Genomic DNA, 18,805 nt, shown 5'->3' on the forward strand with positions numbered 1-18,805 from the left:
CGGGTAAAAGTGGTTTCGCTTAAGATTGATATATAAAAAAATAGTATTTTTGCTAAAACGGCTGCATTTCAAGAAAAAATTACCAGAACAGCAAAAGCAGCTTCTCCACAGGCCGGACGGTTCAGTCCGGCACACCTTGGCTCATTCGAACGGCCCGACGCAACACTTTTTACCAATAATACGCAGGCGTGCGCCGCGGCTCTGCCTACCGAAGCCAGCGGACTTGCCCAAACAAGTTTATTTAACCCAGGCTTATCGCCGTACGTCATCTGCGCTGATTTTCAACAACAAACCGCGGGGGTGGGCTGCAAAGGCCCACCGTCCGGCGGGTTTTTGAAGCTCATCGACGCAACTTCTGTCTTTAAGCCTTGGCTCTGACCATGAAATGGATTCTTACGGTGCTGGCTTTCTGGGTAATGAGCCACCCGGTGCTCGCCCAGCAGCGCTATTGGGATGCCGACTACGACTCGCTGGCCCGCGTGCTGCCGCAGCAGCGCACCGACACGGCCCGCCTGCGCACCGTGGTGCACCTGCTCGACCTGCACCCCACCAATGCCCAAGCCCTGCCCCTGGTAAAGCAGGCTGCTGGCCCTGAACCAGCGCGTGCGAACGCTGGATGACACCCCGTACCGGCGCCTGCGCGCGGGCCTGGTGCTCTGGCACCGCGATACCGCCAACGCCGCTGCGCTGGACAGCATGAAAGCCGCCGTGGCCGCCTTCGACCGGGTCGAGCGCCCCATCCCATGGCTGCTGATTGACCTGGTGACGCTCTATAACCGCCAGAATGCCATGGAGGCCCGCCGGCAGTACTACGACGAGAAGCTGGCCTTCTACCGGCTGCGCGGCAACATCGAAAACATTGCCGCGTGCTACCTCTCGCGGGGGCGTTTTACCGGCGGATGGGCGACTACAACCGGGCCATCAACAACAGCCTGCGCGCGGCCGACATTGCCCAGCAGTTCAGCCGGAAGCTGTTCATCAACGAGCCTGCTGGTGACCGGCGCCATTTACGCCGACTGGGGCAACACCGAGAAGGCCGTGGAGTACCTGAGCCAGGCCCAGGCCTTGCCCGAATTCCGCCAGGTGCAGGGCCAGAACCGGGTGTTTACTTTCCTGGCGCTCTCCAAGCTCTACCTGCAGCAGCACCACTACCCGGCCGCACTGCAATCCGCCGATTCGGCCCTGGCCGCCCGCGTGCCGGACGCCGCCGAGCGGGGCATGACCCAGGCCCACGGCATGGTGCAGAAAGCGGCCGTGCTGCTGCAAATGCAGCAAACCGAGCCCGCCGGCCGCCTGCTGGCTCGGGCCCAGCAGCTCACCGATTCGCTGCGCCTGCCCATGGCCGACAAGCCCGGCGAGCTGGAAATAGACGCCACCTGGGCCCGGTACTACACGGCCCAACGCGACTACACCCGCGCCGAAAAGCACTGGCGCCTGGCGTATGAGAAAGCCACCGCCGCCAAGCTCAACCGCCTGCGGCCCCGGTATTTGCAGCAGCTGTCGGCCTTCTACGACGCCCAGGGCAAGCCCGCCGAGGCCCAGCGCTATTCCCGCGCCTTCATCGCCTTGGCCGATTCGTTTAATGCCGCGCAGAACACCTTCCACATAGCGCAGTACGAGAGCGAGCGGGTGGAGCAGGCGCAAAACGAGCAGATAAGCGACCTGCGGCAGGCCCAGGCCGTGCAGGCCGTGCGCCTGCGCCTCGGCAACTGGCTGCTATTCGGGGCGTTGCTGGCCGTGGTGCTGGTGTCGGCGCTGGGTGCGTTCATCTACCGGCAGCTGCGCATCAACCGGCGTACGCTGCAGCAGCCTGCGCCAGACGCAGTCGCAGGCTGGTGCAGGCCGAGAAGATGGCCTTCCTGGGCGAGCTCACGGCGGGCATTGCCCACGAGCTGCAAAACCCGCTCAACTTCATGAAGAACTTTGCCGAAGTGAGCACCGACCTGGTGGACGACATGAACGGCGAGCGCGCCGACGACCTCCGCGATACCGGGCTGCAAGAAGAAATTCTGGCCGGCCTCAAGCAAAATTTGCTGAAAATCAGCCAGCACGGCCAGCGGGCTTCGTCCATCATCAAGGACATGCTGACCCATTCGCGCAGCGGCACGGGCCAGCGCGTGCCCACCGACCTCAACGCCCTCGCTGATGAGTCGCTCGACCTGGCCTACCAGGAGCTGTGTGCCCACGACAGCACGTTTCGCGCCGACCTGGCCACCGACTTTGACCCCCGACTCGGCACCGTAGCCGTGGTAACGCAGGACATGGGCCGGGTGCTGCTCAACCTGTGCACCAATGCCCTGCACGCCGTGCGCCAGCGGCAAGCCGCCGTGGCCGCCGGCCGCCCGGCCGGGCCGCCCTACCAGCCCACCGTGGCCGTGAGCACCCGCCGCGTAACCGGGCGGGCCGTTGAAATCCGGGTGCGCGACAACGGCACGGGCATGAGCGCGGACGTGCAGGCCAAAGTATTCCAGCCCTTCTTCACCACCAAGCCCGTGGGCGAAGGCACGGGGCTGGGCCTCTCGTTGAGCTACGACATCGTGACCAAGGGCCACGGCGGCACGCTCACGGTGGAAAGCCGCGAAGGCGAGGGTACTGAGTTTCTCATCCGGCTGCCTCAGTAGAAATACCCGATTGCGGCAACGAAAAGGACTATGATTCGGCAAAATTGCAGGAATCAGGAGTTTCGGGCGCGCGGCTAGCAGTTAGCCGCCAATTTGGAAGTTTCTTTGTGATTCATGAAAAGGGCTTTCGTTATTTGGCTGCTGAGTTTGTTGGCTTCGTTGGGGCTGCAGGCCCAACCGTCGGCGGCAGTGAAACTGCGCGCCGAACTGCAAGCGCATCCCAGCCCTGATACCGCCCGCATCCACCGGCTCAATCGGTTAGCCTACGAGCTGCGCAATTCAACGGCCGACGAATCGGCCGCGCTGTTTCAGGAAGCCTTGCGCCTTTCGCAGCAGGCTGGGCTACACGGCCGGCGCGGCCGAAGCCCGCCTGGGCCTGGGTTTTTACTACCGCCACCGCGGCGAGTACGGGCCGGCCGAAAGCTATTCGGAACAGGCCCGGCTGGGGTTCAAGCAGGTGGGCAACCGCGTGGGCCAGACCCGGAGCCTGTACAATCTGTCGTCTATTTTTTCGGAACAAGGCATGTACGTCAAGTCCCTGACGGCGAACCGGAAAGGCCTGGCCCTGGCCGAGGCGCAGCAGGACCGCAAGTGGATGGCGTTTCTCAACACCCGGCTCGGCATCACCAGCACCCAGGCCTGGGCGAATACGACCACGCCCGGGAGTACCTCCGGCAGGGCATGAAGCTGGCCAGGGAATCGGGCGATATCCTGAGCGTGGGCAACGCGTACGCCGGCCTGGGCGAGCTCTACCGGGTGCAGGGCATGTGGGCCCAGGCCCAGCGCAGCTACGAGCGGGAGGCCGCCATTATGAAGAACCTGAACGACCAGGCGGGCACGCTCTTCGAAGAAATCAACATCGGCAGCATGGCCGAGCGGCAGGGGCACTACCAGGAGGCCTTTGCCTACGGGAAGCGCAGCCTGAAGCAGGCCCAGCGCATGCAGATATTGGGCGAAATTCCGCGGGTCCAGCTGCTGCTGGCCCGCGCTTTTCTGCACACCGGCCAGCCCGACAGCGCCTTAGCTCATGCCAAAAACAGCCTGCGGGCCTCGCAGCGCCACGGCACCAAAAACCTAAGCCGCGACGCCAGCGAGGTCTTGGCCCAGGCTTCGTCTAAGCTCGGGCGCTACGCCGATGCCTACCGCTACGAGCAGCTGTTTGGGGCCTACAAAGACACCCTCAACAGCAGCGACCTGCAGCGCCGGGCCGCCGTGCTGGAGTACCGCGCCGAGCTGGCCAAAAACAAGCCCAGATTGGCGCGCTCACCCAAACCGGCGCGCTCATCCGCCGGCAGAACCGGGCGCAGCAGTGGTTTCTGCTGGGCTCCTTGGTCAGCCTTGGTGCCGTGGGGGGCCTGAGCGTGGTGCTCTGGCGCAACAACCGCGAAAAGCAGCGGGCCTACGCCTTGCTCAAGCAGCAGCAGGACGAACTGCAGGCTGCCCAGGGCCGCCTGGTGCAGGCCGAGAAATGGGCCTTTGTGGGCGAGCTCTCGGCGGGCATTGCCCACGAGCTGCAAAACCCGCTCAACTTCATGAAAAACTTCGCCGAGGTGAGCGTGGCCATGCTCAGCGAAGACAACAACGCCCGGCCCGCCGGCCGCCGGGGCGCCGGCGAGCTGGAAAAGGAAATAATGGCCGGCCTGAAGCAGAACCTGCAGCAAATCAGCCAGCACGGCCAGCGGGCCTCCTCCATTATCAACGACATGCTGCAGCACGCCCGCAGCGGCACCGGCCAGCGCGAGCTCACCGACCTCAACGCCCTGGCCGGCGAGTCGCTGACGCTGGCCTACCAGGCCCTGCGCACCGACGACCACTCGTTTGCAGCCCAGGCTCAACAAGGATTTTGACCCGCAGCCTGGAACTCGTCTCGGTGGTGCCGCAGGACCTGGGCCGGGTGCTGCTCAACCTGTGCAGCAATGCCCTGTACGCCGTGCGCCAGCGCCAGCAGCACGCCGAGGCGTGCTACGCCCCGGCCGTAACCCTGAGCACCCGCCGCACGGCGGAGCGGGCCATCGAAATCCGGGTGCGCGACAACGGCACCGGCATGTCGGAACACGTGCAGGAAAAGATATTTCAGCCGTTTTTCTCTACCAAGCCCAGCGGCGAGGGCACGGGCCTGGGTTTGTCGCTCTCGCACGACATCGTCACCAAGGGCCACGGCGGCACGCTCACCGTGCACAGCCGCGAAGGCGAAGGAACCGAGTTCCTCATCACCCTGCCGGCTTAGCACCCTCTTTCCGGAGGCAGCCACGGCGGGTAAGAACGTAGCAGTCCGTTTATTACTATCTCAAATAGTATCTTGCCGACGCTGTTTTTGCGAGCGTAAGCCAGAACTATACCCGATTGCGCGTTTTAGGCTGTGGCGCGCGCCTGAGCTCGTCGCGCGGTCAGCAGCAATTGGGGCAAGCCAGCTTTGGGGCTTGGCCGCGGAGTTGTGCCTTAGTTCGTTTGAATCGCCGTTTTTCCTTGCTACCTAGTATTCTGCTCCTGCTTTCTTGCCTCAATGAAAAACGCCACTAGTTACGGTGAGCTCCTGATGCTGGCCCCGCTAGCCATTCTGATGGTGCGGGGCCTGCGCCGGTTTTGGACTTGCCCACCCGGCTGGCCCGCTGGAACCATCTGCTGGGCTATATCTGGGTGCCCGGGGTGGTGCTGTTCCTGATAGCGGCCATTTTCAAGCTCAGAATACCGATGCTGACCAGTGGCTACTGGCTGTTCGTGCTGCTCACGGTGGTAGCCGTGCTGGTGGCCGTGCGCGACTACCGGCCGGCACGCACCCTGTTGTTTGCCATGGTGCCGTTTGTGGTGTACAAAACCCTGGAATACACCCTAACCGGCGCCGACGGCAAGCTGGCCAAGCGCTTCGACGATGCCCTGGATACCTCCCAGGGCTTTGTTATTATCTGGCTGATTACGTTCATCTTCATTGCCCGCAGCCAGAAAAAGCCCTGGAAAAAGAGCGGGTGCAGCGCGAGGAAGAAGAAAAGGCCAAGCGCCTGATTGAAGCCCAAAACGTGGAGTTGGAGCGCCTCGTAACCGAGCGCACCGCCGCCCTCACCTCCCAGGCCCAGGAGCTGCGCACCGCCATCACCGAGCTGCGGGCCACGCAGGCCCAGGCTGGTGCAGTCCGAAAAAATGGCCAGCCTGGGCGAGCTCACCGCCGGCATTGCCCACGAGATTCAGAACCCGCTCAACTTCGTCAACAACTTCGCCGACGTGAGCGTGGAAATGCTCGGCGAGCTGCGCGAGGAGAAGGGCCGGGCCCAGCGCGACCCGGGCCTGGAGGCCGAGCCTGCTCGAAGACATTGCCCAGAATCTGCAGAAGATTCACCACCACGGGCAGCGGGCGGCCAGCATCGTGAAGGGCATGCTCGAGCACAGCCGCGCCAGCACCGGCGAGCGCCTGCCCACCAACATCAACCACCTGGCCGACGAGTACCTGCGCCTGGCCTACCAGGGCCTGCGCGCCAAAGACAAAAGCTTTAACGCCACGCTCAACACCGAGCCTGGCCCCGGACCTGCCCCCGGTCGAAGCCATCGCGCCCGACCTGGGCCGGGTGCTGCTCAACCTGTTCAGCAACGCGTTTTACGCCGTGCGCCAGCGCCAGCTGAAAGGCGACGCCACCTATGCCCCCACCGTGTCGGTGTGCACAAGTCGGCGGGGCGAGCTGGTCGAAATCCGGGTGCGCGACAACGGCCTGGGCATTCCCGAAGCCGTGCGGCAGAAAATCTTCCAACCCTTCTTTACCACCAAGCCCAGCGGCGAGGGCACCGGCCTGGGCCTCTCGTTGAGCTACGACATTGTCACGCAGGGCCACGGCGGCACGCTCACGGTTACGTCGGAAGAAGGCAACTTCACCGAGTTTCTCATCACCTTGCCCATCACGCAGCCGCGCTAATTGCCCGTTTGCCCGGCTGCCCGTTCGCTCCGGGTCGGCCCCTGTTGTTCCTGCCCGGTTCCCCCGGAGGTTGGGCCCAGCTTTTCGGGCTGCTCGCTTGCTTAATTGAGCTGTGCCGGGACCGAAACTGGGTAGGCTGCTATTTATTATCGTGTTGGTCCTACCAATTGCCTACATTTGCTTACTTGCTTGCTTGCTTGCTTGCTTGCTTGCTTGCTTGCCGGGCGGTGAAAAGACAGTCTGGCAGCAAAGGATTACAATCTGAAGCCGTGCGCTCGCCGCACCTCAAGCACACGGCATGTAAATTAATCAACCAGGAACCGATGGCAAGCTGCCTTTCCAGCCTTGCCCAGCGGGCGTGCAACCAAAAAACAGCCGCTTCTTCTTTGGGCTAAACTTACGGGGAGCCCCGCGGTTTGGGCTCCTGAACAAGCGTTAGCCTGGTTAGCCCAACGCGCTGACATAATTGCGTTTACCTTTCGCTACATTCGCCAGGTCTATTGACGTTTCCCTTTACTCCTTTTCTTTTCTCTCGCGTGTTGTTTCGGTTGAGCCTGCTCGTGGCTTTCCTGGTGCTGGGGTCCGCCTCGGGGCACGCCGCGCCGCTGCCCGTGCCCACCCAAAGCCGCACCGTGGACAGCCTGCGCGGCTTGCTGGCCCGGCCGCAGCCCGATACCCGGCGCGTCATCCTGCTCTGCCAGCTCAGCGACCAGCTCTGGACCCAGCGCACCGACTCGGCGGCCGTGTACGCCATCAAGGCCCTGACGCTGGCCCGCCGCATCGGCTACCGCCACGGCGAGGGCGAGGCCCTCAACCGCCTCGGCGCGGCCCTGCGCGAAAGCAACCTAGCCCGCTCGTTGGAGCTGTTTCAGCAGTCGCTGCACATTGCCAAAGCCACCCGCGACCGCGCCCTGGAAGCCCAGAACCTGCGCAGCATCGGCATTATCTACGTGTACCTGCGCGACCGCCAGCAGGGGCTGGCGTATTATTTCCGGGCCCTGAAAATCGGGGAGCAGGCGCGCGACGAGCGCCGCGTGGTAATTGAGCTGAGCAATATTGGGCTGGCCTACGACCTGTTCAACCAACTCGACTCGGCCAAGCTGTACCAGGAGCGGGCTTACACCCTGGCCCGGCGCCTGCACACGCCCACCAACTACATCTTGTACGGCCTGGGCAACGTGGCCCTCAAGCAGGGCCGGCTCGACGAGGCCCGCACGTATTACCGCAAAAGCATCGCCGAATCGAAGAAGGTGCGGCACTTGCGCAGCCTCAACTTTGCCTACGTGGGCATGGCCACGCTCTACCAGAAAAGGGGCAGGCTCGATTCCAGCATTTACTACGCCCGCCTGGGCTGCCAGGCCGGCCAGACCAACGGCTTTCTACGGGGCGTGCTCAACGCCAGCACTTTGCTCACCAAAGACTTCAAAGCCCAGCGGCAGCCCGACAGCGCGCTGAAGTACCAGAGCCTGATGCTGGTGATGAAAGACACGCTCTTTGGGCAGGAAAAGGTGATGCGCCTGCAAAGCCTCAACTACCGCGAGCAGCAGCGCGCTCAGGCGGCCGCCGCCAGCCAGGCCGCGCTCAAAACCCGCTACCGCACCTTCGCCTTGGTGGCCGGCCTGGTGGGGCTGCTGGCCCTGGCGCTGATTCTGGCCCGGCACAGCCGCCAGCAGCAGCGCGCCAACGAGGCGCTGGAAAAGTCCCTGGCCGAGCTGAAAACGACCCAGGAGCAGCTCGTGCAGCGCGAAAAAATGGCCTTCCTGGGCGAGCTCACCGCCGGCATTGCCCACGAGCTGCAAAACCCGCTCAATTTTGTGAAGAACTTCGCCGAGGTAAGCGCCGACCTGGTGGACGAGATGAGCGGCGACGCCCGCGACGCTGCCGGGAACAGCCCCGCCCGCAGTTCGGGCCTGGAGCAGGAAATCCTGGCCGGCCTCAAGCAGAACCTTCAGAAAATCAGCCAGCACGGGCAGCGCGCCACCTCCATTATCAAGGGCATGCTCGAGCATTCGCGCACGGGCACCGGCCGGCGCGAGCCCGCCAACCTCAACGCCCTGGTCGACGAAAGCCTGCGCCTGGCCTACCAGGGCCTGCGCACCAAGGAAAAGGATTTCAACGCCACGCTCACCACCTGCCTGGACCCCAGCCTGCCCGAAGTAGCGGTGGTGTCGCAAGACCTGAGCCGGGTGCTCATCAACTTGTTTACCAACGCGTTTCATGCCGTACAGGCCCGGCAGCGGCAGCACCCCGACCCGGCTTACCAGCCCGAGGTGCAGGTGACCACCCGCCTGCTGCCCGGCAAGGTCGAGATTCGCATCCGCGACAATGGCACCGGTATGTCGGACAAGGTGAAGGACAAGATTTTTCATCCCTTCTTTACCACCAAGCCCGTGGGCGAAGGCACCGGCCTGGGCCTCTCGCTCTCGCACGACATCGTCACCAGCGGCCACAGCGGCCGCCTGCTCGTGGAAAGCCAGGAAGGCCTTGGCACCGAATTCACTGTTAGCCTGCCCATCTGATAGCCTGAAGCTCTACCTTTGGAGCCGGCTCAATTCTCAATTCCCTTGCCCATGCAAATTCTGGTTGTCGACGACGAAACCGATGTGCGCGACTTGTTTCAGCAGCGTTTTCGGCGCGAAATCCGCAGCGGCGAGCTGCACTTTAGCTATGCTTTTTCGGGCGAGGAAGCGCTGGATTTCCTGCGCAGCCACCGCTCCGAAGTGCTGATTATCCTCTCCGATATCAACATGCCGGGCATGAGCGGGCTGGATTTGCTGGGCCGCGTGAAAGAGGAGTTCGAGATGCCGCCCACCACCATGGTCATGATTACGGCCTATGGCGACGACGAGAGCTACAACAAGGCCATGCAGCTGGGCGCCAATGATTTTTTGACCAAGCCCGTGGATTTTGGAGTACTCAAGGATAAATTGCTACATCTGCTTCGTTAATGTAGCCAGTGCGTAGTACCAAGGACCCAGACGAAAGGAGCGCCTGCCCTGAGCAAAACGGCCCCGGGCTGCTCCCACCCGCTGCTAACCAACTACTAACCGCCGGCTATTCAGTGCTGTAATTCTATGAAGACGAAAATACTGGTGGTCGACGACGAAGCCGACCTCGAACTACTTATCAAGCAGAAGTTCCGGCGCAAGATTCGCGAGAGCACCTACGAATTTATCTTCGCCAACAACGGGCAGGAGGCGCTCCAGCGCATCACGGAAAACCCCGATACCGACGTCATCCTCAGCGACATCAACATGCCCGTGATGGACGGGCTGACCCTGCTCACGCACACCCACGCCGAGCACCCGGCCATGAAGACGGTGATAGTCTCGGCCTATGGCGACCTGGGCAACCTGCGCACCGCCATGAACCGCGGCGCCTTCGACTTCGTGGTGAAACCCGTGGACTTTCACGACCTGGAAGTCACCATCGAGAAAACCGCCGAGCAGGTGCGCCAGCTGCGCGACACACTCCGCGCCATCCAGGAAAACAACATCCTGAAGATGTACGTCGACGAAACGGTGCTCAACTTCATGACCCGGCCCGATTTCGAAAACCGCCTGCTGGCCAGCGAAACCGTGGAAGCCACCGTGGTTTTTCTCGACATCTGCGGCTTCACGTCGCTGGCCGAAAAAATGGCGCCTACCGACGTCATCGGCCTGCTCAACACCTACTTCGACCTGATGGTGAAGGAAGTCATTGCGCAGGGCGGCTACGTCGACAAGTTCATGGGCGATGCCGTGATGGCCGTGTTCCGCGGCGAGCACCACCTCGACCGGGCCATCGACGCGGCGCTGTCGGCCCGCACCGTGCTGCAGCAGAGCGACGCCCCGCTGCCCGCCGGCTTCGAGTTCCGGCCCAAGGTCAGCATCGGCGTCAATACCGGCGAGGTCGTGTCGGGCAACATCGGCTCGGCGTCGCTCAAGCGCCTGGATTACACCGTGATAGGCGACGTGGTGAACATGACGCAGCGGCTGCAGTCGGCGGCTTCACCCGGGCAGATTATTATCAGCGAAGCCGTGTACCTGAAAGTCAAAGAGTCGTTTCAGTGCCAGTTTGTGAGCGAGGTGACGTTGAAGAACAAGGCCCAGCCCGTCAAAATCTACGAAGTGGTGGAGTAGCCCGCTGGGGCTACTTTGCCAGCTCGCGCATCTTCTCGTTTTGCAGCCGGATGCGCTGGCAAAGCATGCGCATGATGTTGCGCAGCACTTCGCCGCGCTCTTCCATCACGTCGTAAAAGTCTTCCTGGTCGATGCGGAAAGCCAGCACCTGGCTCAACGCGGCTGCGGTGGCCGAGCGGGGCTCGGTATCGAGCAAAGCCAGCTCGCCGAAAAAGTCGCCGGGCCCGAAGGTGGCCAACTGCTGGCTGCCGTTGAAAATGCCCACCTGCCCATCGTGCACGATGAAAAGCGAGGTCCCGATGTCGCCTTTGGCAAAAATCTCCTCGCCTTCCCGAAAAGTTACTTCCCGCATGATGGGCACGATGCTGCTGAGCACGTTTTCGGGCGTTTGGGCAAACAAACTGGTGCTCTTGAGCACCACTACCCGCTCCAGGGCAGATACTTGAGATTCGGCGGCAGGGGAGTGGCTCATGGCTTCGGAAGGGGAAAGAAGGGCGGATAACGGCTGGCCCGTGCGGGCGGCCAGCGCCGTAGCGGCTACGTGCGCGCTTTCGCGCAGCAGCGCATCCGGGGAGTTCAGGTACGGCAGCAGCAGGGTCGCGGCATCGGCTTCGGTGGGCTGCCAGTGGCGCAGGGCCACGCTCAGCGTCCAGGAAGTGAACACGGCTTTGCCCTGGCGCAGCAGAAAGGTGGGCAGGGCCTCGGCGGACGCAGCTACCGCAACAAGCGGAGCGGCCACGGCGGTGGCCCCGCCCGCCAATGCCAGCCGCTGGGCGCGGGCCGGCGCAGTGGGCGCGGTGAGGGTGGCAAAAATCCGGGCTTTCTCGGCCACAGGAGCGTCGTCGAGCAGGGCCTGCAGGCCCTGGTAAATAGGCCGGGGAATCAGGTTGTCGAGAATTTCTAGGGCGTTGGCCTGGCGCTCGCGGGCCGCGTGGGCCACGTTGCGCTGCGCCGTGGCCACCAGGCTCGGCGTCGTAGAGCTGGGCGAGCAGACCGAATACGCGCTGGTGCAGCAGCGTCACTCGTACCCGGCGGTGGTGTGCAGGGCGGGGCGGCGGTCGGCCGCCAGGCCGCTTAGCAGCCTGGGCCGCCAGGTTGAACTCGTCGTGCAGGAGCTTTTCAAAAACCGGTGCATCGGTGGGCACGGCCGGAAACCTACGCAGGGCCCGCAGCGCCAACGTGCGGCGAAACAGGTTATGGCCCTGGGCCAGGCTCAACCAGCGCAGCGCGGCTGCTGGGAGCGTCGATGCGCTCGAGTACGGTCACCAGACGGTGCGTAGGAGCCGGCCGGTGCCGGTCGTGCAGGGCTTTGCGCAGCAGGGGCGCCGCGGCCGCGCCCAGGGCCACGAGGCTGTCGGCGGCGGGCTGCCAGCGCTGCTTGTCGGCCAGGGCCAGCAGCAGGTGGTGGGCAAGCTGGGTGTGGCCCAGGGTGCCAATGGCCCGCAGCGCCGCGTGCGCCACGCTGGCATCTGGGCTGGCTAGGCTGCGCTCAACGAGCCTGGCTTTGGGTATCAGAGGGAAAGAACGCCAGCAGCGCCAAAGCCGCGCAAGTGGCGGCGGGCGCTGAGTCTTGTAGCAGCTCCTGAAGGCTCTGCCGCGCCAGCGCGTGCTCGGGTTGGGTGGCAAGACTGCCCCGGATAGCGCCCTGGCGGGCGGCCATATCGGTCCCGGCCAGTAGAGCAGCCAAAGCGAGCGCTTCTGGGTCGGCCTGGGCTAACTGCTGGGCGGCGGCTTCGCGCACGGCGGCCGCGGGGTCGCGCAGGGCCAGGGCCTGCAGGGCTTCGGTGGGCAGGGGGCGCACTTCGGGTGTGGCCAGTAGAGCCAGGCGCACCCGCTCATCGGCGTGCTCGAGCAGGGTGGGCACGTGGCTGGCCAGGGCCCCGGGCTCGCGCTGGCGCAGCCAGGCCACGGCGTTGAGCACTTCGGTGGGCCGCGGGCTTTGCAGGTGGGCCAGCACCATTTGCAGCGCCGCGTCGGGCAGGGCCAGCTCGGCCGTTTCGGCAAAGCGGCGGCCCAGGCCGTCTTTCAGCTCGGCCAGGTAGCTGGTGTAGGTGCGCCGCAAAAACAGCAAGGCCAGCAGCAGCAGGCCGCTCATCCAGGCAAAGGGCACCCAGCCCGCGAGCCAGTCGGCCGCGCCCAGCCCATAAAACAGCAGGCCGGTCAGGCCCATGCCCAGCGGCTCGTAGAAGCCCTTGGCCAGCGTGTGGGCGGCCAGCCGCTGCTGCGGGGCCAGGGGCTGAAACAGCACCAGAAATACGGGGTCGAACACGGTGCGGCGCAGCACTTCCAGCAGCAGGTACAGGCCGCAGAAATACGCGAGCAGCACGGTTTGCGAAGAGGCGCCGAACAGCTGCACGCCCCCAAAACCGGCCAGACACGCCAGCGCCACCACCGGCAGCAGCTGCAAGGACCACTGCACGCCGTAGCGCTCCAGGGCCTGCCGGCTCACCAGCAGCTTAAAGAACATGGCGGCCAGGTACGTCAGGCCCAGCACCCAGCCCACCGAGCGGGTGATGTCTTCCGACTCGTGAAAGCGGTGCTTCACGTTGACAAAGAACATGTACTCCACGCCCGTGAGCACCGCCGCAATGGCTACCAGGCTCAGGCACATGGCCAGCACCAGGCTCGCTGCCGCCAAACAGCTGTTGCAGCAAGCGGGTCTGGGGGCGCTGGGAATGCCGCACGGGCCGCGCGGCGGCTTCCACCACGTGCGACTGCAGCGTGGAGCGCAGCGCAAACAAAGCGCCCATATACGCCACAAACGACACGCCCAGCAGCACCGGCAGCTGCGCATTGCCGTGGATAAGGGCCGCCAGCAGGGCGCCCAGGGCCTTGGCCGGCATGTCGCCGGAGCTAATCACGCTGAACAACCGCTTGCTCTGCCGCACGTCGAATACCACTGCCGACACGCCCCAGAACTCCAGGTTGGTGAGCAGGTAGATGAGGCGGTAGCCCACCATAATGGCCACGGCGGCCACCACCGAATGGCTCACTGCCACCAGCACGCCCATTACGCCGGTGAGGGCCACCACGGCCAGCAGCACACGCACGGCCAGCTTTTTCAGCAGGTAGTGGTGCTCGAAATAAGTGTAAATCTTGCCCACGGCCATCATGGCCAGGGCGCCGGCGATGTAGCCCAGCGGCAGGCTGTGCGCGGGGTCGTGCTCGAGCAGCAGCACGTTGGCCGCCACGTACACCAGCACCGAGCCGATGCCAAGCAGGAAATTGTGCAGCAAAAACAGTCCCACCGTGCGGGTTTCGCTGGTTTTGATGCCGAACAGGCGTTGCAGATAGGTGGCTGAAATCATGCAGAAAGGACGCCGGCACCACCGGGCACGGCTATAGCCAAAGATAAGGGCGCCCGGTGCCTAATCGGCATCATGGGCTTCTGCAAGTTGCGCCAGAGGGGCAGCCGCGTGCGCTTGTCTGGTGTGCCTGGTTGCGCTCGGCCGCCAAGTGAATCCTTAGTCACTTTCCGAAGCGGCTGTTTTTGACTTAGCGCGTGTTTGGATTTAGCCAAACACGTCCTTTGAGCGTCATGCTGAGCGCAGTCGAAGCATCTCGCCTGGGGTAGTAAACCAATCGTAAGGATTAGCAACTGCCCGCGAGATGGTTCGACTGCGCTCAGCATGACACAAAATCGAATTTCCAAACATGGTGTTAGTGCTTCAATAAAAAAGCCCCAAGCATCGTGCTCAGGGCCTTCTCATGCAGTTATCATGCTGCTGTGAACAGCTCAATTTTTACGGAGAAACTTGAGCTGCAGGCTGGCCCGAGTACACTTTGATGGAGCGGCTGAAGGTGTTGTTGCTGTCTATCCATTCGCCGAGGGCGTTGGCTTTGTCGACCACGGCGCCCAGGGTAAAGTTGCCCGCGGCCGTGGGCTTCCAGTTGTTGGTGGTGGCGGGCAGCAGGCGGGCCTGGCCGGGCAGCAGCGGCTGTCCCACGCCCTGCAGGCTGCCGACGGGGGCATTGTTCACCAGGAAGGTAACGTCCACTTTGCTGTTGGTGGCCACGGGGGCGGTGCCCATGTTCTTCACCATGGCATAGAAGGTCACGGCCTGGCCCGGCTTGGGGAAGCGGGGCACGGTGAACACCTGGGTTATCTTGAGGTCGGGCTTGGCGGCGGCGGCTTTCAGGGTGAAGGTGCCGGCCAGCGGAAGCTTGTCCGAGGCGCTGCCCACCCGGAAGCTGTAGGCGCCGGGGTGCACTTGGTAGCCTTTGGCCTGCTCGCTCCAGTAGTAGAAGTCCTCGGCCGAAAGCGTGAAGCTGACCGTTTTCTTCTGCTTGGGCGCCAGGTTGATGCGCTCGAAGCCCTTGAGCTGCTTTTCGGGCATGGGCAGCTTACTCGATTTGTCAGTGAGGTAGAGCTGCACCACTTCGTCGCCGGCGCGGGTGCCGGTGTTCTGCACGTCCACGCTGATGGTGACGGGCGAGCCAGCCGCCACGGGGGCCTTGGGCTGCTTCAGGTTGCTGTACTGGAAGGTGGTGTAGCTCAGGCCCGCGCCGAAGGCGAACTCGGGCTTCATGTTCTTGCGGTCGTAGAGGCGGTAGCCCACGCCGTTGGCGTCGGTGAGGTCGTCGCTCCAGGCGGGCAGCTGGGCATCGCCGGTGGGCATGGTCACGGGCATGCGGCCGGCGGGGTTGTAGTCGCCCACCAGCACGTCGGCCAGCGCGGTGCCGGCTTCCTGGCCCGCGTAGAAGGAATAAAGCAGGGCCTTGGTGCGGGGCAGGCTCTCGTGCAGGGCGCACACGCCGCCGCTTTGCACCACCACCACCATCTTGGGGTTGGCGCGGGCCAGGGCGTTGATGAGGGCCTGCTGCTGGCCGGGCAGCGTCACCGATTTGTTGGCGCGGTCGTGGCCCGAGTTGTATTCCTCGCCCTCCTGGGTGCTGTCGAGGCCGGCGGCGAAGATGACCACATCGGCCCCGCGGGCCAGGCTCGCGGGCCAGCTTGAAGCCGGTGGTGTCGGGGCTGTTCATGTCGCAGCCCTTGGCGAAGGCGATTTTGGCCACGCCCAGCTTGGTTTCCAGGCCTTGCTTGAGGCTGACGGAGTAGGGCGGGCTGGTTTCGCTGCTGCCGTAGCAGTTCAGGTTGCCCTTGTCGGCGTTGGGGCCGATGAGGGCGATGCGCTTCACGGTGGCCTTGTTCAGCGGCAAGAGCTGGTCGGCGTTCTTGAGCAGCACGATGGACTCACGCGCCGCCTGCTGGTTGAGCTTGCTGTGGGCCGGGGTGTTGGCGTCGGCCTTGCTGCCTTTGGGGTAAAAGTCGAGCAGGCCGGCCATGATTTTGGTGCGCAGCACGTTGCGCACGGCCGCGTCGATGGCCGTCATGGGCACGGCGCCGCTGGCCACCAGGCCGGGCAGGTCTTTGGTGTAGTCGTCGCTGCCCATGCACACGTCGTTGCCGGCCAGGATGGCCTTCTTCGTGTCGTGCACCGCGTCCCAGTCCGACACCACGTAGAACGGGAAGCCCCAGCGCTCGCGCAGCACGGTGTTCAGCAGGTAGGGGCTCTCGGCCGCGTGCTCGCCGTTGATGAGGTTGTAGGCCGACATCACGCTGAGCACGGCGCCTTCCTGTATCACGGTGCGGAAATTATAGCCGTAGTGCTCCATCACGCCGCGGTCGGTGAACAGCTCGTTGCGGGTGTGGCGGGTGGCCTGCTTGCCCTCAATCATGAAGTGCTTCACGGTGGCTATCACCGGCGTGGTCTGGATGCCCTTGGCTATGCGGGACGTAATCTGGCCGATGAGAAACGGGTCTTCGCCGCCGCTCTCGGCGCTGCGGCCGCCGCGCGGGTCCTGGGCCAGGTCGATGCACGGGCCCAATTGCTGATGCTTGCCAAAAGCCCAGAACTCCTCGCCCATGGCCTGGCCCACTTGTTGGGCCAGGCTGCGGTTCCAGGTAGATACCATGCCCATGCCGGTGGGCCAGGCAATGGCTTTCTGGAAGCGCACGCCGTGCGGGCCGTCGTCCATCACAAAGCCGGGGATTTTGAGCCGGGCGTTGTCGGGCGTGGTCATGAAGCTGTTGTTGGTCAGTTGGGCCAGCTTTTCTTCGGTGCTCATGGCTTTCAGCAGCGAGTCGATGCGCAGCTCCAGGCCCAGGCGCTGGGCCATGGCGGGTTGGGCTCCCAGCGCCAGCAGGGCCCCAAGGGCCAGCCGGCGGAAGAAGGGAAGAGGTTGTTTCATAAAAACAGAAATGGAGGTGAGAAACACCGCCGCAGAAATCGGGAAACCGCTGAGGCACCGAAGAAGGAACAGGCCACGCCCGGAGCTGCAAGGGAGGTAGCCCTGTGCTGCTTGCCGGATGGTCCGCCGTGGCCCGTTCCTTCCCACTAGCGTAGCATTCCACTGGCTGCCACGCCGGCACCACCCTCGGGAGTCTCACCAATCCTTCGGCGTGATAAAAGCAAAAAATGGAGCTGAACTTGAGCTAAATCAGCTCTTTTTCATCTGGTAAATGCGCACGTAGTCCACCAGCATATGCTGGGGAAAGGCGGCTTCGTCGATGCCCTTCTGGCCGCCCCACTCGCCGCCCACGGCCACGTTCAGCAGCACGTGGAAGGGCTTATCCCAGGGCCAGGCCTGCCAGCCGGTGCCCTCGTTGCGGGCCGCGAAGTAGAGCTGCCCGTCGATTTCGGCCGTGATGGTTTCGGGCGTCCACTCGATGGCGTAGACGTGGAAGGCCGTGGTGGCGTCGGGCAGGAGCGTGACGCCGGTTTTCTGGTTGTTGGTGCGGAAGTAGTAGCTCTTGCAGTGCGTGGAGGCGTGAATCACGTTGGGGTCGTAGCCCACGTGCTCCATGATGTCGATTTCGCCGTTGTCGGGCCACTGTGGTTGCCGTAGGGGTTTTGGTCGGGCAGCATCCAGATGGCGGGCCAGGTGCCGCGCCCGCCGGGAATGCGGGCCCGCACCTCGAAGCGGCCGTAGGTCTGGCTGCCGCCGCGGCCCTGCCCGCGCGACACCAGCCGGGCCGAAGTGTAGGCGTTGCCCGGCATCAGGGCTTCCTTGCGGGCTTCCACCACCAAGTTGCCGCCTTCCACCCGGGCGTTTTCGAGCCGGTTTTTGGTGTAGTACTGCAGCTCCTTGTTGCCCCAGCCGGTGCCGCCCACGTCGTAGCCCCACTTGGTCGAGTCGGGCAGGCCGGTGTAGTTGAACTCGTCGCGCCACACCAGCTTGTCGAAGGTGTAGCGGGGCTTGCGGGGCGGGGCGGGCCCGCCGGGCCAACGGGGGCAGCCCCGCTCAGCAGTACGCTGCCAAGCACGGCCACCGCCCGGGCCAGCGTGGCACCGCCACGATTGCGCCGGCCGACCAAATCGATTTTCCCACCTACTCTAGTCGGCATGCGCACTGGTTGTTACTTGTATTGGAAATACCGAACGTAGTCCACCTGCATCTGCTGCGGAAAGACCGTCGAAGCGTCGGGGTTGCCGTCGAAATCGCCGCCCACGGCCACGTTCAGAATCATGAAAAACGGGTTGTTGAAAGGGTATGAGCCTCCGCTGGTGTCGCCGCTCGTGAAGGTGAAAAACAGCTCGCTGTCGAGGTACACCCGGATTTGGTCGCGGCTGCGCACCACCGAGTAGATGTGGAAGTCGTCGGAGAGGTCGGCGGTCACCGTTTTGGTGGTGCCCTTCAGGCGGCGGGCGCCCTGGGGGTCGGCAAAGTGCATGGTGGACAGCAGCTCCTTGGGCCGGCTGCCGCGCAGCTCCATGATGTCGATTTCGCCGCATTTCGGCCAGTTGTTCTGGTCAATGTCAGCGCCCAGCATCCAGATGGCGGGCCACACGCCCTTGCCCTTGGGGATTTTGGCCCGCACGTCGATGCGGCCAAACTGGAAGGTTTGCTTCCCCTTGGTGAGCAGCCGGGCTGAGGTGTAGCCGTTGCTGCCCGACTGCTGGCGGAGAGCCTTAATGGTGAGGTTGCCGCCGTTTACGAAGGAGTTTTCGCTCGAATTGGTGTAGTTCTGCAGCTCGTTGTTGCCCCAGCCGCTGCCGCCCAGGTCGTAGCCCCACTTGGTTTGGTCGAGGGCGCTGCCGTCGAATTCGTCGCCCCACACTAGGGTGGTGTAGTCGGCGTAGTTGCGGGCCTCCTCGTTCACCACCGGCGGGGCGGGCGTGGGGGCAGGGCGCCGGCCGGGGGCTGGCCTTCTCGGTGCAGG

20 protein-coding genes and 2 pseudogenes are annotated in these 18,805 nt (G+C 63.9%); 13 read left to right on the forward strand and 9 right to left on the reverse strand.

Annotated elements, in window-relative coordinates; all coding sequences use genetic code 11:
* Window positions 1-380: 380 nt before the first annotated feature.
* The 13 genes from ACFQT0_RS06870 to ACFQT0_RS06930 all read left to right on the forward strand — a co-directional run bounded on the left by ACFQT0_RS06870 (window position 381) and on the right by ACFQT0_RS06930 (window position 10,641).
* A complete protein-coding gene (locus ACFQT0_RS06870) occupies window positions 381-620 on the forward strand; it encodes a hypothetical protein (RefSeq protein WP_380201482.1) in 240 nt (79 codons plus the stop codon).
* Window positions 604-1,917 carry a hypothetical protein gene (locus tag ACFQT0_RS06875; protein ID WP_380201484.1) on the forward strand — a complete coding sequence of 438 codons (1,314 nt, stop codon included), beginning with the start codon at window positions 604-606 and terminating at the stop codon, window positions 1,915-1,917. Before ACFQT0_RS06870 ends, ACFQT0_RS06875 begins: the two co-directional genes overlap by 17 nt.
* Complete coding sequence (locus ACFQT0_RS06880; RefSeq protein WP_380201486.1) at window positions 1,851-2,621, forward strand: sensor histidine kinase; 771 nt, start codon at window positions 1,851-1,853, stop codon at window positions 2,619-2,621. The genes ACFQT0_RS06875 and ACFQT0_RS06880 overlap by 67 nt, the downstream gene beginning before the upstream one ends.
* Before the next feature lie 370 nt (window positions 2,622-2,991).
* Entirely contained in the window at window positions 2,992-3,306 is a 315-nt protein-coding gene (locus tag ACFQT0_RS06885) for a tetratricopeptide repeat protein (protein WP_380205931.1), read from the forward strand.
* On the forward strand, window positions 3,303-3,980 hold the full coding sequence (locus tag ACFQT0_RS06890) for a tetratricopeptide repeat protein (protein WP_380201488.1): 678 nt from the start codon (window positions 3,303-3,305) through the stop codon (window positions 3,978-3,980). The genes ACFQT0_RS06885 and ACFQT0_RS06890 overlap by 4 nt, the downstream gene beginning before the upstream one ends.
* Window positions 3,968-4,468, forward strand: coding sequence for a histidine kinase dimerization/phospho-acceptor domain-containing protein (locus ACFQT0_RS06895; RefSeq protein ID WP_380201490.1), 501 nt, complete (start codon window positions 3,968-3,970; stop codon window positions 4,466-4,468). Before ACFQT0_RS06890 ends, ACFQT0_RS06895 begins: the two co-directional genes overlap by 13 nt.
* Entirely contained in the window at window positions 4,465-4,848 is a 384-nt protein-coding gene (locus ACFQT0_RS06900) for a sensor histidine kinase (protein ID WP_380201492.1), read from the forward strand. Before ACFQT0_RS06895 ends, ACFQT0_RS06900 begins: the two co-directional genes overlap by 4 nt.
* A 356-nt stretch (window positions 4,849-5,204) precedes the next feature.
* Window positions 5,205-5,621 (forward strand): hypothetical protein, encoded by a 417-nt coding sequence (locus ACFQT0_RS06905; protein ID WP_380201495.1) that lies wholly within the window; start codon window positions 5,205-5,207, stop codon window positions 5,619-5,621.
* Between the two features lie 120 nt (window positions 5,622-5,741).
* Window positions 5,742-6,107 carry a hypothetical protein gene (locus ACFQT0_RS06910; protein WP_380201497.1) on the forward strand — a complete coding sequence of 122 codons (366 nt, stop codon included), beginning with the start codon at window positions 5,742-5,744 and terminating at the stop codon, window positions 6,105-6,107.
* Between the two features lie 71 nt (window positions 6,108-6,178).
* Window positions 6,179-6,520, forward strand: a complete 342-nt coding sequence (locus ACFQT0_RS06915; RefSeq protein WP_380201499.1) for a sensor histidine kinase — start codon at window positions 6,179-6,181, stop codon at window positions 6,518-6,520.
* A gap of 539 nt (window positions 6,521-7,059) precedes the next feature.
* The gene (locus ACFQT0_RS06920; RefSeq protein WP_380201501.1) at window positions 7,060-9,039 is read left to right on the forward strand and encodes a tetratricopeptide repeat-containing sensor histidine kinase; all 1,980 of its coding nucleotides are present in this window, start codon (window positions 7,060-7,062) and stop codon (window positions 9,037-9,039) included.
* A gap of 51 nt (window positions 9,040-9,090) precedes the next feature.
* Window positions 9,091-9,468, forward strand: a complete 378-nt coding sequence (locus ACFQT0_RS06925) for a response regulator (protein WP_380201503.1) — start codon at window positions 9,091-9,093, stop codon at window positions 9,466-9,468.
* A gap of 126 nt (window positions 9,469-9,594) precedes the next feature.
* Complete coding sequence (locus tag ACFQT0_RS06930) at window positions 9,595-10,641, forward strand: adenylate/guanylate cyclase domain-containing protein (protein ID WP_380201505.1); 1,047 nt, start codon at window positions 9,595-9,597, stop codon at window positions 10,639-10,641.
* A 10-nt stretch (window positions 10,642-10,651) separates the two neighbouring features.
* On the opposite strand, the gene ACFQT0_RS06935 is transcribed toward ACFQT0_RS06930, so the two are convergent.
* The 9 genes and pseudogenes from ACFQT0_RS06935 to ACFQT0_RS06975 form a co-directional block, all read right to left on the reverse strand.
* A complete protein-coding gene (locus tag ACFQT0_RS06935) occupies window positions 10,652-11,602 on the reverse strand; it encodes a cyclic nucleotide-binding domain-containing protein (protein WP_380201507.1) in 951 nt (316 codons plus the stop codon).
* Window positions 11,603-11,835: 233 nt separating this feature from the next.
* The gene (locus ACFQT0_RS06940) at window positions 11,836-12,102 is read right to left on the reverse strand and encodes a hypothetical protein (protein WP_380201509.1); all 267 of its coding nucleotides are present in this window, start codon (window positions 12,100-12,102) and stop codon (window positions 11,836-11,838) included.
* A 28-nt stretch (window positions 12,103-12,130) separates the two neighbouring features.
* Window positions 12,131-13,261, reverse strand: coding sequence for a hypothetical protein (locus ACFQT0_RS06945; protein ID WP_380201511.1), 1,131 nt, complete (start codon window positions 13,259-13,261; stop codon window positions 12,131-12,133).
* 1,123 nt (window positions 13,262-14,384) lie between these two features.
* Window positions 14,385-15,170 carry a fibronectin type III-like domain-contianing protein gene (locus tag ACFQT0_RS06950; protein WP_380205932.1) on the reverse strand — a complete coding sequence of 262 codons (786 nt, stop codon included), beginning with the start codon at window positions 15,168-15,170 and terminating at the stop codon, window positions 14,385-14,387.
* Window positions 15,171-15,191: 21 nt separating this feature from the next.
* Window positions 15,192-15,563: pseudogene (locus ACFQT0_RS06955) on the reverse strand (glycoside hydrolase family 3 protein); the annotation flags it as partial.
* A 106-nt stretch (window positions 15,564-15,669) separates the two neighbouring features.
* Window positions 15,670-16,833 (reverse strand): annotated as a pseudogene (locus ACFQT0_RS06960) (glycoside hydrolase family 3 protein); the annotation flags it as partial.
* A gap of 249 nt (window positions 16,834-17,082) precedes the next feature.
* On the reverse strand, window positions 17,083-17,448 hold the full coding sequence (locus tag ACFQT0_RS06965) for a glycoside hydrolase family 16 protein (protein WP_380201514.1): 366 nt from the start codon (window positions 17,446-17,448) through the stop codon (window positions 17,083-17,085).
* Window positions 17,418-17,816 carry a glycoside hydrolase family 16 protein gene (locus tag ACFQT0_RS06970; RefSeq protein WP_380201516.1) on the reverse strand — a complete coding sequence of 133 codons (399 nt, stop codon included), beginning with the start codon at window positions 17,814-17,816 and terminating at the stop codon, window positions 17,418-17,420. The genes ACFQT0_RS06965 and ACFQT0_RS06970 overlap by 31 nt, the downstream gene beginning before the upstream one ends.
* Before the next feature lie 185 nt (window positions 17,817-18,001).
* Window positions 18,002-18,745: a glycoside hydrolase family 16 protein gene (locus ACFQT0_RS06975; RefSeq protein ID WP_380201518.1), complete on the reverse strand. Its 744-nt coding sequence runs from the start codon at window positions 18,743-18,745 to the stop codon at window positions 18,002-18,004.
* Window positions 18,746-18,805: the final 60 nt, after the last annotated feature.

Origin of the sequence: Hymenobacter humi, assembly GCF_042665855.1 — a bacterium.
Classification (GTDB): domain Bacteria; phylum Bacteroidota; class Bacteroidia; order Cytophagales; family Hymenobacteraceae; genus Hymenobacter; species Hymenobacter humi.